At 70.8% G+C, this 16,979-nt stretch carries 17 protein-coding genes; 4 read left to right on the forward strand and 13 right to left on the reverse strand.

What is annotated here, in order from left to right; translation table 11 throughout:
* Positions 1-41: 41 nt before the first annotated feature.
* Positions 42-1,049 carry a stage II sporulation protein M gene (locus C1746_RS18895; protein WP_162867961.1) on the forward strand — a complete coding sequence of 336 codons (1,008 nt, stop codon included), beginning with the start codon at positions 42-44 and terminating at the stop codon, positions 1,047-1,049.
* Between the two features lie 86 nt (positions 1,050-1,135).
* Here C1746_RS18895 and C1746_RS18900 read toward each other — a convergent pair whose 3' ends face one another.
* The 6 genes from C1746_RS18900 to C1746_RS18925 form a co-directional block, all read right to left on the reverse strand.
* Positions 1,136-2,461 (reverse strand): DUF58 domain-containing protein, encoded by a 1,326-nt coding sequence (locus C1746_RS18900; protein ID WP_162867962.1) that lies wholly within the window; start codon positions 2,459-2,461, stop codon positions 1,136-1,138.
* 77 nt (positions 2,462-2,538) lie between these two features.
* Complete coding sequence (locus tag C1746_RS18905; RefSeq protein WP_240599068.1) at positions 2,539-3,576, reverse strand: AAA family ATPase; 1,038 nt, start codon at positions 3,574-3,576, stop codon at positions 2,539-2,541.
* The gene (locus C1746_RS18910) at positions 3,573-4,877 is read right to left on the reverse strand and encodes a DUF4350 domain-containing protein (RefSeq protein ID WP_116716330.1); all 1,305 of its coding nucleotides are present in this window, start codon (positions 4,875-4,877) and stop codon (positions 3,573-3,575) included. The genes C1746_RS18905 and C1746_RS18910 overlap by 4 nt, the downstream gene beginning before the upstream one ends.
* A complete protein-coding gene (locus tag C1746_RS18915; protein ID WP_116716331.1) occupies positions 4,874-5,548 on the reverse strand; it encodes a DUF4129 domain-containing protein in 675 nt (224 codons plus the stop codon). The genes C1746_RS18910 and C1746_RS18915 overlap by 4 nt, the downstream gene beginning before the upstream one ends.
* A complete protein-coding gene (locus tag C1746_RS18920; RefSeq protein ID WP_116716332.1) occupies positions 5,548-6,465 on the reverse strand; it encodes a hypothetical protein in 918 nt (305 codons plus the stop codon). Before C1746_RS18920 ends, C1746_RS18915 begins: the two co-directional genes overlap by 1 nt.
* A gap of 9 nt (positions 6,466-6,474) precedes the next feature.
* Positions 6,475-6,801 carry a hypothetical protein gene (locus tag C1746_RS18925; RefSeq protein ID WP_116716333.1) on the reverse strand — a complete coding sequence of 109 codons (327 nt, stop codon included), beginning with the start codon at positions 6,799-6,801 and terminating at the stop codon, positions 6,475-6,477.
* 34 nt (positions 6,802-6,835) lie between these two features.
* On the opposite strand from C1746_RS18925, the gene folP reads away from it, so the two are divergent.
* The gene (gene folP / locus C1746_RS18930) at positions 6,836-7,696 is read left to right on the forward strand and encodes a dihydropteroate synthase (RefSeq protein WP_116716334.1); all 861 of its coding nucleotides are present in this window, start codon (positions 6,836-6,838) and stop codon (positions 7,694-7,696) included.
* 7 nt (positions 7,697-7,703) lie between these two features.
* On the opposite strand, the gene C1746_RS18935 is transcribed toward folP, so the two are convergent.
* On the reverse strand, positions 7,704-8,474 hold the full coding sequence (locus C1746_RS18935; protein ID WP_116716335.1) for an SDR family NAD(P)-dependent oxidoreductase: 771 nt from the start codon (positions 8,472-8,474) through the stop codon (positions 7,704-7,706).
* A 130-nt stretch (positions 8,475-8,604) separates the two neighbouring features.
* Complete coding sequence (locus C1746_RS18940) at positions 8,605-9,291, reverse strand: Rieske (2Fe-2S) protein (protein WP_116716336.1); 687 nt, start codon at positions 9,289-9,291, stop codon at positions 8,605-8,607.
* A 46-nt stretch (positions 9,292-9,337) separates the two neighbouring features.
* On the opposite strand from C1746_RS18940, the gene C1746_RS18945 reads away from it, so the two are divergent.
* Positions 9,338-9,667, forward strand: a complete 330-nt coding sequence (locus tag C1746_RS18945; RefSeq protein ID WP_162867963.1) for a (2Fe-2S) ferredoxin domain-containing protein — start codon at positions 9,338-9,340, stop codon at positions 9,665-9,667.
* Here C1746_RS18945 and C1746_RS18950 read toward each other — a convergent pair.
* The 3 genes from C1746_RS18950 to C1746_RS18960 form a co-directional block, all read right to left on the reverse strand.
* Complete coding sequence (locus tag C1746_RS18950) at positions 9,664-11,241, reverse strand: cell wall-binding repeat-containing protein (RefSeq protein WP_116716338.1); 1,578 nt, start codon at positions 11,239-11,241, stop codon at positions 9,664-9,666. The two genes, C1746_RS18945 and C1746_RS18950, sit on opposite strands and share 4 nt — an antisense overlap.
* A gap of 22 nt (positions 11,242-11,263) precedes the next feature.
* A complete protein-coding gene (locus tag C1746_RS18955) occupies positions 11,264-12,796 on the reverse strand; it encodes a cell wall-binding repeat-containing protein (protein WP_162867964.1) in 1,533 nt (510 codons plus the stop codon).
* Positions 12,797-12,902: 106 nt separating this feature from the next.
* Positions 12,903-14,633 (reverse strand): phospho-sugar mutase, encoded by a 1,731-nt coding sequence (locus C1746_RS18960; RefSeq protein WP_116716340.1) that lies wholly within the window; start codon positions 14,631-14,633, stop codon positions 12,903-12,905.
* Positions 14,634-14,707: 74 nt separating this feature from the next.
* Here C1746_RS18960 and C1746_RS18965 point away from each other — a divergent pair, with 74 nt between their 5' ends.
* Complete coding sequence (locus C1746_RS18965; RefSeq protein ID WP_116716341.1) at positions 14,708-15,010, forward strand: DUF1905 domain-containing protein; 303 nt, start codon at positions 14,708-14,710, stop codon at positions 15,008-15,010.
* A 90-nt stretch (positions 15,011-15,100) separates the two neighbouring features.
* Here the strand turns inward: C1746_RS18965 and C1746_RS18970 are convergent, their stop codons facing one another.
* Both C1746_RS18970 and C1746_RS18975 read right to left on the reverse strand, forming a co-directional pair.
* Entirely contained in the window at positions 15,101-15,898 is a 798-nt protein-coding gene (locus tag C1746_RS18970; protein ID WP_205711997.1) for a vWA domain-containing protein, read from the reverse strand.
* Between the two features lie 131 nt (positions 15,899-16,029).
* Positions 16,030-16,971 carry an AAA family ATPase gene (locus tag C1746_RS18975; RefSeq protein WP_116716342.1) on the reverse strand — a complete coding sequence of 314 codons (942 nt, stop codon included), beginning with the start codon at positions 16,969-16,971 and terminating at the stop codon, positions 16,030-16,032.
* Positions 16,972-16,979: the final 8 nt, after the last annotated feature.

Below are 16,979 nucleotides of genomic sequence, written 5' to 3' on the forward strand. Positions count from 1 at the left end.
GCCGCCTCTGTCGTCCCAAGAGCACAGTAGCCTGGCGCCACGTGAACCTGGACCGATTCGTGGCGACGCACCAGCAGACCTGGCACCGCCTGGACCAGCTCGCCAGACGCAAACCAGGCTCGCTGTCGGCCGACGACATCGCGACGTTCGTGGCGGATTACCAGCGCACGTCGACGCATCTGTCGATGGCGCGAACGACCTACGCGGATCCGGACCTGACAGCCCGGCTCTCCCAACTGGTCGCCCAGTCCGGGGCGACGCTGTACGGCAGCCGGCCGCGCACGCTGGCGGGGATCAAGCGCTTCTTCGTCGAGACGTTCCCGGCCGCCCTGTGGCACCTGCGCTGGTACATCCTGGTGTCGACGGTCGTCTTCATGAGTGTGGCCGTGGGGCTCGGTGCCTGGGTGGCGAACTCGCCCCGTGCGCTCGATGCGGCCATCCCACCCGCCATCCAGGAGGCGCTCGTCGCCGGTGACTTCGTGGAGTACTACTCCGAGAAGCCGTCCGGCCAGTTCTTCGCCGAGGTCGGGTTCAACAACATCCAGGTCGGGTTCCTGGCTTTCGCCGTGGGGATCGCCGCGGGACTGCCGACCGTCTACGTGTTGATCATCAACGCCGCCAACGTGGGCCTGGCCGGCGGGCTGTTCCACGAGCGAGGGCTGGCCGAGGTGTTCTGGGGCTTCATCACGCCACACGGTCTGATCGAGCTGACCGCGGTCTTCGTGGCTGCCGGGATGGGCCTGGCGCTCGGCTGGTCGTGGATGGTCCCCGGAGACCGCACCCGTGGTGTGGCCCTGCGCGTCCAGGCCAGTCGCGCGCTGGTCGTCGTGGTGGGTCTCATCGCGGTGTTCGGCATCGCCGCGCTGATCGAGGGGTTCATCACCGGCGCGCCGCTGCCGACCTGGTTCCGGGTCGGCGTGGGGGTGATCGTGGAGGTGGCCTTCCTGGCGTACTGGTTCGTGCTGGGACGGCGGGCCGCGCGTCGCGGGCTGACCGGGTCGCTCTCACAGGCCGACCGGGTGGTCTGGGACCGCGTTCCCTCCGCCTGAGTCACGCCATCAGGCGACACGATCGTGCAGAAAGGCGCCTGTGCGTGGGTTAGGCCCCGATCGTGGCCACGTTGGGCCCTACCGGGTCAGAGCCGGCCCGCCGACTTCAGGTCCAGGTAGGTGTCGATCAGCCTGACCGGGAGGAGGTCCGGGGTGGCGTCGACCACCTGGGCGCCGACCTTGCCCAGCAGACGGGCACTGCGACGCCGGTCGGCCTCGGACCGCAGCGCCGCCGCCATCCGATAGGCCCCGGCAGGGTCCGTCGGCGCGGCTCCGGCCCACTGCCGCACCGTCGGGTCCGCCGGAGACGCCACCAGCACCAGGTGGCGCTGTGACAGCAGCGGGACGGCCGGCGCGAGGGACTCGGCCACGGGCGCCGCAGCGAGATCGGTGAGGACCACCACCAACGCCCGTCGCTGGTTGCGCACCAGTGCCTCCACGAACGCCGCGCGGTAGTCCGGCTCGACCAGGTCGACCTGCACATCGGCCAGGGTCTGCACGATCCGGGTCATCTGGGCTGTCCCGGTGCGCGCCGGCACGCTCGCGCCCACACCACCCGAGAAGGTGACCAACCCGACCCGGTCGCCCATCCCCGTCGCCACCCGGGTGAGGGCCATCGCGGCGTCCATCGCGTGCTCCAGCCGCGGCGCGACACCCTCCCGGACCTCATCGACATCGGCCACCTCCTCGCGTCCCATCCGCCCCGCCATCGTCCGGCCCGAATCGAGGAGGATCAGGATGCGTTGGTTCCGCTCCGCCCGATAGGTCCGCACGATCGGCTTCAGCGCCCGAGCGGTCGCCGCCCAGTCGATCCGACGGCTCTCGTCATCCGGGGTGTACTCCCGCAGCGACTCGAAGTCCGTTCCCTGCCCACGGAGCCGGATCGTCCGCAGCCCCTCGGCCTCTCGCAACGCGTTGCGCAGGGCGAGTTCGGCGTCGTCGCGACTGGGAAAGGCGGGGTGGACCCGAACCGTGTCGCGGACGTCGACGTCGGCCTGCCGCATCATCAGCCTCAGCGGCCCGTGGACCCGCAGCGTGATCGCCCCGAGGGCGATCGTCCCCCGGCGCGCCGGGGTCACCGTGCGATCGGCGAACCGTCGGCCCCGCGCCGGGAGATCCAGGCGCGCTCGGCGGTCACCGATGCGGAGGGAGTCCGGCACGGCATCGGCCAGGTCGACCCGCAGCCGACGCCCGATCGGGTTCTGCAGCGTCCAGCGGTAGGCCGCCCCCTCCTCCATCCGCAGGACCGCGTCGACCTCGCGCGCAACGCCGACACGCCCGGGCGAGGGCGCCAGGACCCAGTCGACGACGGCGGCGACGACGATCAGCAGGTTGAGGACCACGAACACCGTGGTGCTGCCGGTGTTGAACGGGAGCAGCACGACGGCGACCGCCAGCAGCAGGGCTGCCACCCGCCAGGTCGGGACCGGCCATGACCGGCTCGTGGGCCGGAGGGGGACGCCGTCGGACATCGAGGTCGGCAGAGCGGCTACCGAGGCACCGGCACCGCGGTCAGGATGCCCTGCAGCACCGTGTCGGCGGTTCCACCCTCGAGCTCGACGTCGGGCCTGACCTGCACGCGGTGTCGCAGGCTGGGCAGCGCCATCGCCTTGACGTCGTCCGGGGTCACGTAGCCACGCCCCGACAGCCATGCCCACGCCTTGGCGGCCTTCAGCAGCATCGTCGACCCACGTGGGCTGACCCCCAACGTCAGCGACGGCGACTGTCGGCTGGCGGCGGCCAACGCGACCACGTAGCCGAGGACCGCCGGGTCGGTCCGAAGGCCGCTGATCTGCGCCCGAGCGGCCTGGAGTTCCGCGGCTCCTGCGACGGCGCGCACGCCACTCCCGGTGACGTCGTGGGGGTTCATGCCGCTGTCGTGACGGGCCAGCACCGTCTGCTCCTCCTGCGCGGAGGGGTAGCCGACGATCAGCTTGAGGAGGAACCGGTCCAGCTGAGCCTCAGGGAGCGGGTAGGTGCCCTCGTACTCGACCGGGTTCTGGGTGGCGACCACGAGGAAGGGCTCCGGGAGCGGTCGTGGTGTCCCCTCGACCGTGACCCGCCGCTCCTCCATGGCCTCCAGCAGCGCAGCCTGGGTCCGCGGTGGCGTCCGGTTGATCTCGTCCGCCAACAGCAGGTTGGTGAACACCGGTCCCTGGCGAAATCGGAAGGCGCCCTGGAGGGTGCTCGCCTCCGCGTCGTAGACGCTCTGCCCCAGGACGTCCGACGGCATCAGGTCAGGCGTGAACTGCACCCGCGCGGTGTCGAGGTCCAGGGCAGCGGCCATGGCGGACACCATCAGGGTCTTGGCCGTGCCAGGAACACCCTCCAGCAGGACGTGACCGCCGACGAGCAGCGCGGTGATCAGGCCGGTCAGCGCTCCCTCCTGCCCGACGACGACCTTCGCGACCTCGTCGCGCACGGCGATGATCGCCGCTCGGGGGTCGGTCTCGCCGTCCGGCGACGAGCCCGGGGCGGGCGGCGTCGCGGCGGGGGCGGGCGGCTGATCGGCTGGCAGGTTGCTCACGTCGGTCTCGCTTGGTCGAGGGGATCGTCGGGATCGGATGGCGGGGTACCAGCGGGCGGTGGGCCCAGCGGTGTGACGCGCTGGGTGATGCGCGCCACCGTGTGCCCCGCCAGGTTGGCGTACCGGACGAGGCCGGCATCGTCGTAGGGCAGGGGGTCCACCAGCAGGGCCCGCAGCACCTGCGGTGAGATGTCCGTGCGGTCGGCCACCACGGCCACGAAGGTCTCAGCGTCTGCCTGGCCGCTGATGCCGAGCCGTCGGGTCATGTCGCGGTGGACGCGGGCTCGGATGATGGCGGCGGCCTCGGGGGCCAGCTCCGCGGTGGACAGGAGGTTGCCGACCGCAACGGTGGTCTCGGACGCCTCGATGCGGACCGGCTGCTCCTCGGCGACCGGACGGCCGAACCGGCGGGCGCGCCACCACACCAGCGCCACCCAGGCGATGGGGATCTGCCACAGCGCCAGCCCGACCTGATCGGGCAGCAGGTCGCCCAGCGACTCCCCCGGAAGGCCCTCGCCGTCTGGTTCGATGACGTGGAGCCCCGCAGCGCTGTCCGGTGTCAGCAGGTTCACGAGGAGGACCGCGGTGTCCTCGGTGCCCAGCAGGCTGTTGGTCAGCGTTGCCTGACCCCCGAGCACGATCCGCTCTCCCTCGCCAGCCGGCACCCGGATCATGAAGAAGCCGTCGTTGCGCGGGAAGCACCCGGTTGCGCCATCGGGCAGGTCGAAGACGAGTGCTCCCGAGACAGCAACGCGCTCGACACCGGTCACGAAGGGGTCGTCGCAGGCCGGCTCGATCGTCGGCTCGGTGAAGGCGATGCTGGTCTGTCCCACGACGTCGGGGCCGAGCTCGCTGAGCGGGTCGGCCAGGATCAGTCGGCCACCACGCTGCACCCACTCCTCCACCTCACTCCGCTGCTGCTCGCCCAGATCGTCACGGATGAGCAACGCCACGCCGTCGCTCTCCCGGGGTGCACCACCAGCGATCCGTGCGTCAACGCCCAACTCCTCGAGGACGTCGATGATCCCGCGGACCCCACCGGGCTCCGTCGATCTCGGATCAAGCGGCATTCCGGTCTGGCTGCGCGGACCGATCAAGATGATCACGACCAGCAGGACGACCGCGCCGATGAGGTAGCGGCGCCAGGTCCGGTAGCGGGCTGCTCGCTGGCCTCCGATGTCGTCCCGACGGTATCGAGCCGGTCGTGAGGCTGGTGCGTCTGCTGCTGCCGGGGTCGAACCAGCGGGGGCCGAGGTCGTGCCGGCGGTTTCCGACGCAGACGAGACGCCCGTCGCGCTCACGCCCCCACCCCACTGGTCGTTCGTGATCCCCGACGGCTGGGGATGTGCCCGGCGACGTCAGCCTGATGCTGCTTGGCCTGCTCCAGGCCTGCCCGATCGACGCGGCCGCCGCCGTACCACACATCCTCGAACTGGTCGGTGAAGGCATCGAAGGCCGGCGCCGCCGCGGGCAGGGCGGATCGTGTTGCGGCCCGGTACTCCCCGGTCGTGCGGCCGGGCACCTCGTCGACCAGGTCGGCGGCGGCCAGTCGTGCCAGGGTCTCCCGATATCGACAGCGCATGGCCTGGCGGAGATCACCCTCGTTCTCGTAGCGGACCGCTTCGTCGGCCCAGGAGGCTGCGGGCCGGCCGACGGGCCCCTCCACCACGGTCTGGATTGTCTCGGACCGGCGGAAGCGCCGCAGGAAGAGGATCAGGAGCACGACCAGTGCGATCACCAGCAGGGTCAGGCCGACGGCGGCGACGACGGAGTTGAACCCGCCGGTCCCGTCGACCCGCAGCAGCAGTCGACCGAGCTGCTCGAAGAACGACTCCAGGACCCGCCCGAGGAAGGTGCTGTCGTCCGCCGCCCGGTAGTCGGCCCGAGCCAGCACCTCTTCTGTGACCTGCCTGATCTCCTCCGGCGTGGCCAGACGGTCCGACGGTCCGGACTGAGCAAGGGTGATGCGCATCAGACTCGCGCGGCCAGACGCCCGATGAGCACGTCGAAGTCCAGTCCCTCCTGCCGGACCCGCAGGTCCTGGTGGAGCAGGACCATCGCCGCCGCGGTCAACGGTCCCTGGATCAGCAGGCTGAGCACGTTGGACAGGCCCACCAGGACCCACGCGAACCCGAGACCCGAGGCGACGGCGAAGAGGCTGGCCACACCGGCCAGCAGTCCCGCGATCAGGTTGAAGACGAAGCCCCCCAGGAGGATCAGGCCCACCACCCGCCAGTAGCCCCGACGAGCCAGTCGGACCGCGTGGCTGATGGCCTCGGTGGCCGGGCGGTCCTCCAGCATCAGTGCCGGTGTGACCGTGGCGATGAAGGGCGTCAGAACCACCGCCCAGACGAACCCGACCACCACCAGCAGGGCCACGAGCGCGAAGCTGCCGGTGGCCGCGGCCAGTCCGGCCAGCAGGAGCGGCCCGAAGCGGATCAGCCCCAGTCCGATGTAGGCACCGATGAGGACGCCGCTGCGGCGAGCGGTTGCCCGGACGAGTTGCTGTCCGCTGAGCGGGGCCCCGGCCGCCCCGCGACCGGCGATCAGCGTCAGCGCGCCGAAGAGCACCGGCGTGACCAGCACCTGAGTGGCCAGCGACGTCAGCAGGGAGGCCACCTCGCCCTCGCCGGTGAACAACCCGGTCGCGACGCCCGGCGCCTGCAGGGCCGCTCCGAGCTGTTGGATGGCGTCCCGTTGGAAGAAGGCCGCGAGCAGCTGCAGCGGGACCATGATCAGCAGCACGGTCGCCGCGATCAGTCGCTTGTTGGCGCGGCAGACGGAGAAGGCGCCGTCGATCATGTCGATGACGCTCAGCGGCCGCAGCTCGACCGTGCCCCGGTGCAGGTCGTACGCCGTCAGCGACGGCGGCGGGGAGATCGCACTCATCGCGCGCCCTCAGTCATCGAGCACCGACCGAGGGGCATCGTCGTGGAGAGCCGCCGCTGCTCTGGCCGCCGCCAGGTCGGCCGCCGAGGCTGCCGTGACCGGCTGCTGGCCGTTCATGGTGACCAGGCTCGCGATCTGTCGCAGGTGGTGGTCGATCCAGCGCGGGTCGTAGCCGGCGACGACCAGCGGAGCGTCGTGGCGTTGGATGTCCGCAGCGGAGAGTGGTGAGACCAGTCGGCGAGGCCGGGACACCGGCTCGAGCGGTGTCGGGTCGGCGTACAGGGCCCAGAGGACCACCGCCCCCAGCGCAACGGATACCAAGACGATGGGAATCATAAGTCTCGACAGGCACAGTAGCGCTGTGCGACCCATGAGCCTGCGCAACCGGACCTTCGACTTCGACCGTGAGGTCGCCGTGATGGCCATCGTCAACCGCACGCCCGACTCCTTCTACGATCAGGGCGCCACGTTCGCGCTGGAGAGCGCAGTCGCCCATGCCCTGGACCATGTCGCCGACGGTGCGGACATCCTCGATGTCGGAGGGGTCAAGGCCGGACCCGGCGAGGAGGTGACCGCGCAAGAGGAGTTGGACCGCATCATCCCCTTCGTGGAGCGGTTCCGGGACCGCTCCGACGCGGTCCTGTCGATCGACACCTTCCGGCCGTCGGTGGCCGACGCCGCGCTGAGGGCCGGTGCCGACATCATCAACGACACCTCCGGCCTGGCCGATCCGGATCTCGCCCCCACGGTCGCGCGGTTTCGCGATGCGGGCCTGGTGCTGATGCACTCCGGTGGCCAGATCCGGACGCGCCCCTACCGCAACCACTACGTCCCAGACGCCACGACGGCGATCGTGGCTGACCTGTCGGGGCTGGTTGAGCAGGCCGTGGCCGCCGGTGTCGACGCCTCCAAGCTGATCGTCGACCCGGGCCACGACTTCCGGAAGAACACCCTGCACTCGCTGGAGATCACCCGTCGCCTGGGTGAGCTGTCCGCGTTGGGTCACCCGGTGCTGGTGGCCCTGTCGAACAAGGACTTCATCGGCGAGTCGCTGGACCTCGACCTGCCCGATCGGGTCGACGCGTCGATCGGTGCGGCCGTGACCTCGGTCATGCTGGGGGCCCGTCTGGTCCGGGTGCACGAGACCCTGGCGACCAAGCGGGCGGTGATGATGGCCGAGGTGATCATGGGCTGGCGGGAGCCAGCGAGGGCCTGGCGCGGGATGGCCTGAGCGCCGTTCAGACGCCCTTGATGTCCCCGCCGTCGATGGGGAACACCACGCCGTTGACGAACGAGGCCTTCTCGCTGGCCAGGAACGTGGCGGCGGCGGCGAACTCCTCCGGCAACCCGACCCTCCCGAGTGGGATGTCGGCAGCCATCTCGGCCAGACCGGCTTCCACGTCGTCACCTGCCATCGACTCGAGCCGTCCGGTGCGAGTCGAGCCGGGGGCCAGCACGTTCACCGTGATCTGACCGGTCGTCCCGGCGGTGCGCCACTGGCTGTCGAGGTCCGCGATGAGGGACTTGGCGTACCCGACGACACCGAGGCGGGCGACGTTGGACAGCGCCAGGCCGGGCAGGGGCTGCTTGACGGTCTTGGAGGTCACGAACAGCACCCGTCCCCAGCCGGCAGCCTGCAGGTGAGGCAGGGCCGCCTGGGTCAGGTTGATCTGGCTGAGCAGCGAGAGCTCGACGGCGTCACGGTAGCCCTGCAGGTCGAACGCGGTGGCCATGCCGGGCGGCGGTCCGCCGGCGTTGGCGACGAGGACGTGGAGGGCACCGTGCCGCTCGGCGACGCCGTCGATCCAGGCCTGGGCCGCCGCCTCATCGGTGACGTCACAGACCTGGGCGTCGAATTCCTCGCTTGCTGCGGCGTCCACCCGCTGCTCGTCGCGGCCGCACACGGCCACGGTGGCACCCTCCGCCTTCATGGCGCGTGCGGTCGCCTGCCCCAGGCCGGAGGTCCCCCCGGCGATTGCCACCACCTTGTCGCGCAGTCCCAGATCCATGGCAGCGGACCCTACCGCCCGAGCCGGGACGACCACCACTCTGCACGATCGTGCAGAAACCCGCCTCTGCGCGGGTCAGGCCCCGATCGTGTCGAATTCCAGGAGGGGTCGCCGGTTGGTCCGCGCCGAGTCACTCCCCAGCCGAGCCCGCCGGTGGGGGCACCTCCAGATCCGGATCGCGGTCGAACGGGATCTCCTGACACGGTGGGCCCGAGCGCGCTGTGGTGTCCCCCCCGACCTGCCAGTCGGCCAGCCCGGCGGTCAGGGCCGCAAAGTCGATGACCAGGTTCCCGTCGGCATCGACCGAGGTGTTGAACCGATCGAGGGAGCGAGGCGCCGGGCCCTCGACGATCCGGCCGTCCTGATCCCAGCGCGAGCCGGTCGAGTTCGCGCCGAACCAGCCGCTGGTCGAACACCACGAGACGCCCTGCCGGCCGTACTCCTCCGCCAGCGGGCCATTGGTGTTGAAGGCCACCAACTCCCCCCGAGCGATCGTGAGCCACGCACAGGGGTTCGCGTCGTTGAAGCACACCCGACGGGGACGGTCCTCCACCGCAGCCCGGACGTCGTCCACCTGACCCACAACCACGTCGGAGGAGCCGGGGCTGAGCCCGGTGAAGAAGATCAGCGCCGTCACCGCCGCAGCCCCGAGCGCCAGGAGCGGAACGGCGACCCGCAGGATCCGCACCTTGGGGTCCTCCTGGCTGATGCCCGGCCCGGTGCTCTCGACCAAGGTGCGACTCTCGTCGGGGACCGCTGCCCGCTCCGTTGCCCCGAACCGTGGGTCGTGGGCATCCAGCGGACGGTCGTCTGGCATGCCCTCGATGCTACGCCGCCGCTCCGACGTGGATAGCATCGCTGCCATGGCCAAGCCATCGAAGTTCGTGTTCGTCTGCATCAACGAGCGGGACCCTGAGCACCCCCGCCCGTCGTGCTTCCCGCTGGGCGGGGCCGACATCTTCAACGCCCTCCGGGAGGAGCAGGGCCGGCGCCGCAACGACGACGTCAAGGTGGTGGCGGCCCTGTGCCTCGAGGCCTGTCGCGTCGGCCCGGTCGTGGGCGTCTACCCCGACGATGTCTACTACGGCGGGGTCACCGAGGACGACGTCCCCGCCATCATGGACCACCTGGAGGGGGACGAGCCCGTCCGGTTCCTCAAGATCGGCGACGCCGACTTCCGCTACAAGGGCTAGTCGACGAGGTACGCGGCGAGCTGCCCGGCGACCACGTCCGACAGGGCCGCGGTGCCGCCGAACAGCGTGACCTGCTGCAGCGGCTCCTCCCCGGCCAGGACGGTCGTGATGGACGCCTCGAGCACGTCTCGCGGGGATAGCAGCAGCGGCACTCCCCGCCGCGCGGCGTAGGCCCCACCGGTCAGGCCGTCGGGGAAGTCATCGGCACTGGCCACGGTCACCTCGACCGGTAGCTCACCGCCTGCACCCTGACGTCGCAGCAGGAGCGCCGACGTCGCCGAGGGCGTCAGATCGCTCACCCGGTCCGCACCCGTAGGCGCCCACCGAGCGGCCACCGGCCCGACTGCGACCACCTCGGCGGCGGGATGGGCGTCGAGGTAGGCCTGGACCACTCCGGGGATGCCGGCTCCGTCCACCAGGACTGCGACGCCATCGGTGGGTGGTGCGGCGGCGCCCGCCAGCAGCGCGTCGGGGTAGTTGCCACCGAAGGCCAGCCAGATCGTGCTCGGCTCCGAGGTGGACGCCTCGGCCACCGCGACGGAGGTGGAGAAGCGGCTGTCCCCAGCCACGCGGGTCACCGCATGCCCGTCCTCTCGGAGGATCTCCACGACCGTGTCCGAGAGCGCCGCGGTTCCGCCGAGCAGCGTGACCGATCCCGGGCCTCCCAGGGCCCGCAGCGCCTCGGCACGGGTGCCGGCGGGGACGTCGTCGGCGAAGCTCAGCAGGATGGGCGCGTTGCGCGCGACAGCCAACGGCGCGGCCACCAGCGCATCGGGATAGTTGTCCGCCAGGGCGATGAGGACCCCATCGGCCTGCCCGTCGGCGAAGGAGGCCTGGGAGGTTGCGACGGCCGTCTCGATACGGGTCGGCCCGGCCAGCCTGGTCACCCGGTCGGCACCCTCCGGTGCGACCAGTGGGATGTCCACGAACCCCCCATCGCCGGGGACATCGTCGATCACGAGCCCGTCCGGGCCGGCCGCTATGCCATAGGCCATCCGCCCGAGGGCCCGCAGCACCTCCGGGGCGTTCAGGCAGGCCGTCGGCACCTGCGCCGCGTACACCCCGTCGTCGAACGACGCCGACCCCTCACAGATCAACGTCGGATCAGCCCGACCCTCGAGCACAAGGTAGCGGAGTTCGTCCGTCGACCCTTGCGTGCTCAGCTGGATCTCGCGCGGCTGGCCGGCCACGCTGTCGTAGAGGACCCCGATGCTGGCTCCGAAGTCGTCCCAGGTCGGGTCGAGGGCGGGATCGGTGCCAGCCGGGACGGTGACTGCGACGGCCAGTCCATCGGGCCCGTAGTCGAGGCAGAACTCGGTCACGTCGGCCTCGGGAACGACCTCGCGGCGGCCGTCGCCCCGCACCGTGTCGGCTGGTGGGTCGGCGATGCAGGCAGCCACGGCGTAGGACGGCGGAGCCGCGGCGGGTGGGATGACCGGCGTCTGCAGACCGGGGGTGAGCTCGAGGCCAGCACTCGCTGCTTGAGCCGAACCGACGCCGATCGCCATGAGCGTCAGGAGCACCGCGAGGACGCCGCGAACCACCCGTCTCGCGGCTGGGCGGCGTCGGTCCATCACGGTGTTGGACTATGGCACGTCACTGCAGGAACGAGCTGGCCTGTCCGGCGACGGTGTCGGAGAGCGCGGCGTTGCCGCCGAACATGGTGATCGACGGTACCGGCCCGAACTCCGACAGCTCCTGCAGGACCAGGGTCTCCATGGCCGACTCGGGGCTGAGGATCAGCGGGAGGCCGTTGCGTGCCGCGTAGGCGCCGCCGGCCAAACCATCTGGGAACTCCTCCGAACTCGCCATCGTGATCGCCGAGCCTTCGGGATACAACTGCAGGAGCAGCGAGGAGAGGGTCGAGGGCGTCGGGCTGAAGGCGGAGGTGTCAGCATCCGGCACGACTTCGTCGGCCACGGTGCCCAGCGCGAAGGTGCGAGCGTCCGGATTGGCATCCAGGTAGTCCTGCACGACGCTCGGCACCCCGCCCCGGTCGACCAGCACGGCAACACCGCCCAGACCGGGGGCGATCGCACCAGCCAGCAGCGCCTCCGGGAAGTCCCCGCCGAACACCAGCACGATCGTCTCCGGCGCGGGGTTGGCCTGCCGCGCCACCTCGACGGAGGTGGAGAAGCGACTGTCCCCGGCTGCTCGGGTCACCGTGTGGCCGTCGGACTCGAGCGTCGTCGCCACCACCTCCTGGAGGGCGGCCGTCCCACCCAGCAGCACCACGTCCCCCGGCCCGCCCATGGCACGCAGGGCCTCGTCGCGGACGGACTGCGACACGCTGTCGTTCTCGGCGAGCAGCAGCGGCGCGTTGTTCGCCACGGCCAGTGGCGCACCGACCACCGCATCGGGGAAGTTCCGGGCCAGTGCGATCAGCACGCCATCGGCCTCCCCGTCAGCGAACGTCGCCTGCGAGATGGCATTGGCTGTCTCGATGCGAGTTGGTCCTTCGAATCGCATGATCCGGTCGCCACCCGCGGGTGTGTCAAGCGGCACGGTCAGCAACACGCCACGGGCGGGGACGAAGTCGTACACCGAGTCCCCGGCCGCCGTCTGGTAGAGCATCTGGGTCAGGATCTCGAGCTCGGCGCCCCCGCCCAGGCAACCGGCCGGGATGTTGGTCACGTACGCGCTGCTCGCGAAGGTGGCGGGAGCCTCACAGACCAGCTCGGTGGTCCCGTTCCGGTCCGCGAGCACGATCGTGCGGAAGGTGTCGCTGTTCTGCTCGCTCAGCTGGACCTCGCGCTCCTCGCCGTTGGCCGCCAGGTATCCGAGGGAGATGCTGGTGCGCGTGCTGCGGTCCCACTGCGGATCGACGTTCGGATCGGTGCCGTCGGGAACGGTGACGGCCAGGTCCAATCCGCCCGCGTTGTAGTCGATGCAGAAGACGGAGATGTCGGCCTGCGGGACAGCCTCGACCGGTCCGCTGAGCCCACGGGTCGTGTCGCCCTCGGCGTCGGTGAAGCAGCCCTGCACGGCGAAGGAGTCGCTGGCCTGTGACGTGGCCTCCGACACCTGGCCCGCGAGCCGCAACTCGAAGCTGTCGGCTCCTGCCGGAGCGGCCAGCAGCGCGGTGATCAGTGCCGTCGCGATCAGCAACGTGAGCGAGCGTGTTCGCATGAGGGTTCCCCGTTGGTTCTGGTGCATGGCCTCGGTCGGACCACGGGCCGTACCTTGCCGGACAGATTCCGGCGCGGCAACTTCGGGCGGCATCCGCCCCGGATGATCAGACCTTGGCGCCTCCCTGGGCCCGAGCCATGAAGGCGTCCAGGACGGCACCGACCTTGCCGGCGGCGGCGTGGCGAGCTGCGGTCGGATCGTTCGACTTGGTGTGGTGCACCGCCTCGCCGTAGAACTTCAGCTTCGGCTCCGTGCCGCTGGGACGGACCATCACGCGGGTTCCATCCTCCGCGACGTAGCGCAGCAGCGGCGTGGGAGGCAAGTCGATCGGCTCGACCGTCCCGTCGGCGCTGGTCACCACTCCGGCGTCGTGGTCCCACACCTGGATGACCGGTGACTCCCCGAGCGACGTGGGCGGGTTGGACCGCAGGCGATCGAGCGCCGCTTGGACCAGCACCTCGCCGTCGTCGCCTTCGAGCATCACCGACCGGCCCTGGGTGACGTGGGCGCCGTGCCGGATCGTCAGGTCGTCCAGCAGGTCGCCGAGGGTCCTCCCGTCCGCAGCCAGCCGGTCGGCCAGGTCGGCCATCGCCACGATCCCGCTGATGCCATCCTTGTCGCGGACGAGGTCCCCGACGCACACGCCGAGCGCCTGCTCGTAGGACAGGACCATGATCGCGTCGCGGTCCTCGGCGTCGATCGCGGCGACGGCCAGCCACTTGAAGCCGGTCAGGGTCTCGGCGTACTCGGCGTCGTGGTGGGCCGCAACCTTGCTGAGGAGGGAGGAGGAGACAACAGTCGTGGCCACGGCCGGCGTCCGGCCTTGCGTCATGGCCCCGCGCGCGAGGATGTCCTCGGCGAGGAGCACGCCGATCTCGTCGCCGGTCAACATCCGGTACCCACCGGCAGTGCGGAAGCCCACGGCGATGCGGTCGCCATCGGGGTCGTTGGCGACAATGAGATCGGCCTCCACCTCCTGGGCGAGGGCGATGGAGGCGTCCATCGCACCGGGCTCCTCGGGGTTGGGGAAGGACACCGTCGGGAAGTCCGGGTCGGGCTCGAACTGCTCGGCCACAGCGTGCACGTCGATGAACCCCGCCTCGTCGAGGGCCCGCAGGCACATGGCGCCAGCGACGCCGTGCATGGCGCTGTAGACGATCGTGATCCGCCGCTCGGCCGGGCCCCCGACGAGTGCCACGACCTGGCTCAGGTACTGCTCCGGGACGTCGGCCGGCACCGTCCAGATGAGGTCGTCATCGGGCTGGGCCAGGGGGACGTCGTTCAGCGACTCGACCGCGTCGATCGCGGCGGAGATCTCCTCGTCCAGCGGAGAGACGATCTGCCTACCCCCCGGGCCGAAGACCTTGTACCCGTTGTCGGCTGGAGGGTTGTGGCTGGCGGTGACCATCACACCGGCGGCGGCTTCGAGCGTGCGGACCGCGTAGGCAACGAGCGGGGTCGGCACGATGTCGGAGAACTTCCACACGCCAAGCCCCGCGCCGGCCAGGACCACCGCGGCGTCGGCGGCGAACGCATCGCTCTTGTGGCGGGCGTCCCGGCCGACGACGACCCCTCTGGCGCCGGCGGCACCGGCGGCCTGGTTCAGTCGGTCCGCCAGTCCGGCGGTCACCCGCCGGACCAACGCCCGGTTCATCCGGTTGGGGCCGGCGCCCAGCGCGCCTCGGATGCCGGCGGTGCCGAACTCGAGCCGCTCACCGAAGCGGTCCTCGAGGCCAGCCTCGTCGTCGATGTCCAGGAGGGCCTGCAGTTCCTCGCGGGTCTCGGGGTCCGGGTCCTCGTCCATCCAGGCCAGAACCTGGGCACGGTCAATCGACATGTGCAGGGCGCTCCTCGTCGGGGCGATCAGGGGTCCGTCGGAGGCTACTCCAGCCGAGCTTCTAGGATCGAGCCGTGGCCACCTTCTCCTTCACCGCGCCGCTGTGGCGCTGGTCGGCACGATCGACGTCGTGGTTCTTCGTCAGCCTGCCGGAGGACGACGCCGATGCGATCGACGCGGCGTTCGGCGGGGCTGCTGCCGGGTTCGGGTCGATCAAGGTGGCGGTGACGATCGGTTCCTCGACGTGGCAGACGTCGATCTTTCCCTCGAAGGAGGAGGCGACCTACGTCCTGCCGATCAAGAAGGCCGTCCGGACGGCTGAGGGGTTGGACGACGGTTCGACGGCCGACGTCACCCTGACGGTGCTGGTGATCTGACCACCGCGGGGAACCTGGCCTCACAAGGCCAGGTTCCCCGCAGCACAGCAAGGTTCCCCACCAGGTAGGTGCCCGACCCGGCTCGATGCCCTACGTCAGGAGGTGACGCAGCGCGCTCGGCGCCTCGGCCGCACCGGCCAGCGGGACCCAACGAGCGCCCGCCGACCGGGCCAACGCCTCCGCCTGCTCGTGGTCCTCCGCCGGGGCCAGGATGACCAACTCCTCCAGCGCACCCGCGACCGCAGTCGGGTCCTGGTCGTCCGTCGACCGACAGTCGCTCAGCAGTACGGCGACCCGCCGCTGCGCTCGGGTCCGCGCCAGCTGCGCACCTGCCGCCTCCAGAGCCGCCCTCACCGACGTCACGCCGTGCCCTCGCAGGGACAGGATCCGGTCGACCACGGACTCCGGTGTGGACGTGCTGTCCATCGGTCGGAGCACCTCTGCGTGCCGGGAGAACGTCACCACCGCGTGGTCGCCGGGCGCGCGCAGCGCGCAGGCCGCCGCCGTCAGGGCCGCCGTGGCCAGACGCGACCCCTCCATCGAGCCCGACGTGTCGATCAGCAGACACAGCGCGAGTGCGGGCCGCGACCAATCGGCACTGATCAGATCCTGCGGTGGCCGTCCGGCCGCCCGACCCTCCACCAGTGCCTCCATCGAGGCGTCGATGTCCAGATCGCCACCGCGCTCCGCGGGCTGGCGCCGGAGTCTCCCGACGCCCGTCTGCCGTGGCTGGCCTCGTCGAGCGAGATCCAGGACCACGGAGCTCGCCAGGGCCCTCGCCTTGGCCCGCAGTTCCTCATCGGTGGCCTGCGCCATCATCATCAGCAGCGTGGCCGCGTCGTCGGCGTCTTCCTCCAGCGCCCGATCGAACGCCTCGGTGTCCAGCACCCCCACCTCCGGCGAGATCTCGCTGAAGCGAGGGTTGCGCGCCAGCTGGGCCCGCGGCTGCTGCCGCTGCTTCGGGCCCTGCTTCCGTCGGTGCCTGTGGTCCCCGTCCTGTCCGCCCGCCGGTGGCGGGCTCAGGCTTCCCCCGACGAATCACCAGCCTCGGATCCATCATCGTCATCCGGCGAGGCATCGAAGACGCGGTCGAAGAGTTCGGTCACAATCTCTTCCGGTGTCCGTGGTGAGGACTCGTTCAGCCGGATCCGCCCGGACAGCGAGACGAGGGCGGCGTCCAGCGCCGTGGTCCGCGGGTCACCGGTGGACCCACGCATCGCCATCAGCGATGCGGTGATGCCCACCATGTCGATCGCGCCCCGGACCGAGGACCCGATCCGCACATCGGGGTGGGTTCGGGTCTCGCGGACCAGGGTGACGGCCTGCTCGCGGAAGTCGGGGTCGGTGTCGGCGCCATGGGCTGCCGTGATCGCAACCTCCTCGGCCTGGTCCTGATAGTCCACCGCGATCCGGCACACCCGGTCGTAGATGGCCGAGGAGATGCGGGCCGTGCCCACGGCGTCGAACGGGTTCATGGCCGCCACGAAGCGGAAGCCCGGCGCCGCCGCGATCCGACCGACCCGCGGGACGTGCAGTTCCCGTTCGCTCATCACGGTGAGGAGCACGTTGATGGTCTCCTCGGGAACCCGGTTGATCTCCTCGACGTACAGCAAGCCGCCATCCCGCAGAGCCCGGACCAGGGGGCCGTCGACGAACGCCTCGTCGACGTAGCCACGCTCGATCACGATGGCAGGGTCGAAGTGCCCGACCAGGCGCGACGGTGTCAGCTCGGCGTTGCCCTCGACGAAGGCGAAGGGCACGTGGCTCGCCTCGGCGACGGCGCGCAGCATCGTCGACTTGCCCGTGCCGGGCGGCCCCTCCAGCAGCACGTGGGCGCCGCTGTCGAGGGCCGCGACTAGCAGTTCGATCTCCCGCTGGCGGCCGACGCAGACCGCCGTGACCGCCTGCAGCAACGCCTCCGCGGGCACAGGGTTGCCCGGGGAGGCGATGGTGTCATGCACCTTTTCTG

Source organism: Euzebya tangerina, assembly GCF_003074135.1.
GTDB classification, from domain to species: domain Bacteria; phylum Actinomycetota; class Nitriliruptoria; order Euzebyales; family Euzebyaceae; genus Euzebya; species Euzebya tangerina.

Bases quoted from the DNA above. Each gene is read 5' to 3' on its own strand.
- C1746_RS18915 (WP_116716331.1), bottom strand. From the start codon at position 5,548: ATGCGCATCACCCTTGCTCAGTCCGGACCGTCGGACCGTCTGGCCACG.
- C1746_RS18920 (WP_116716332.1), bottom strand. From the start codon at position 6,465: ATGAGTGCGATCTCCCCGCCGCCGTCGCTGACGGCGTACGACCTGCAC.
- C1746_RS18925 (WP_116716333.1), bottom strand. From the start codon at position 6,801: ATGATTCCCATCGTCTTGGTATCCGTTGCGCTGGGGGCGGTGGTCCTC.
- folP (WP_116716334.1), top strand. From the start codon at position 6,836: ATGAGCCTGCGCAACCGGACCTTCGACTTCGACCGTGAGGTCGCCGTG.
- C1746_RS18935 (WP_116716335.1), bottom strand. From the start codon at position 8,474: ATGGATCTGGGACTGCGCGACAAGGTGGTGGCAATCGCCGGGGGGACC.
- C1746_RS18940 (WP_116716336.1), bottom strand. From the start codon at position 9,291: ATGCCAGACGACCGTCCGCTGGATGCCCACGACCCACGGTTCGGGGCA.
- C1746_RS18945 (WP_162867963.1), top strand. From the start codon at position 9,338: ATGGCCAAGCCATCGAAGTTCGTGTTCGTCTGCATCAACGAGCGGGAC.
- C1746_RS18950 (WP_116716338.1), bottom strand. From the start codon at position 11,241: ATGGACCGACGCCGCCCAGCCGCGAGACGGGTGGTTCGCGGCGTCCTC.
- C1746_RS18955 (WP_162867964.1), bottom strand. From the start codon at position 12,796: ATGCGAACACGCTCGCTCACGTTGCTGATCGCGACGGCACTGATCACC.
- C1746_RS18960 (WP_116716340.1), bottom strand. From the start codon at position 14,633: ATGTCGATTGACCGTGCCCAGGTTCTGGCCTGGATGGACGAGGACCCG.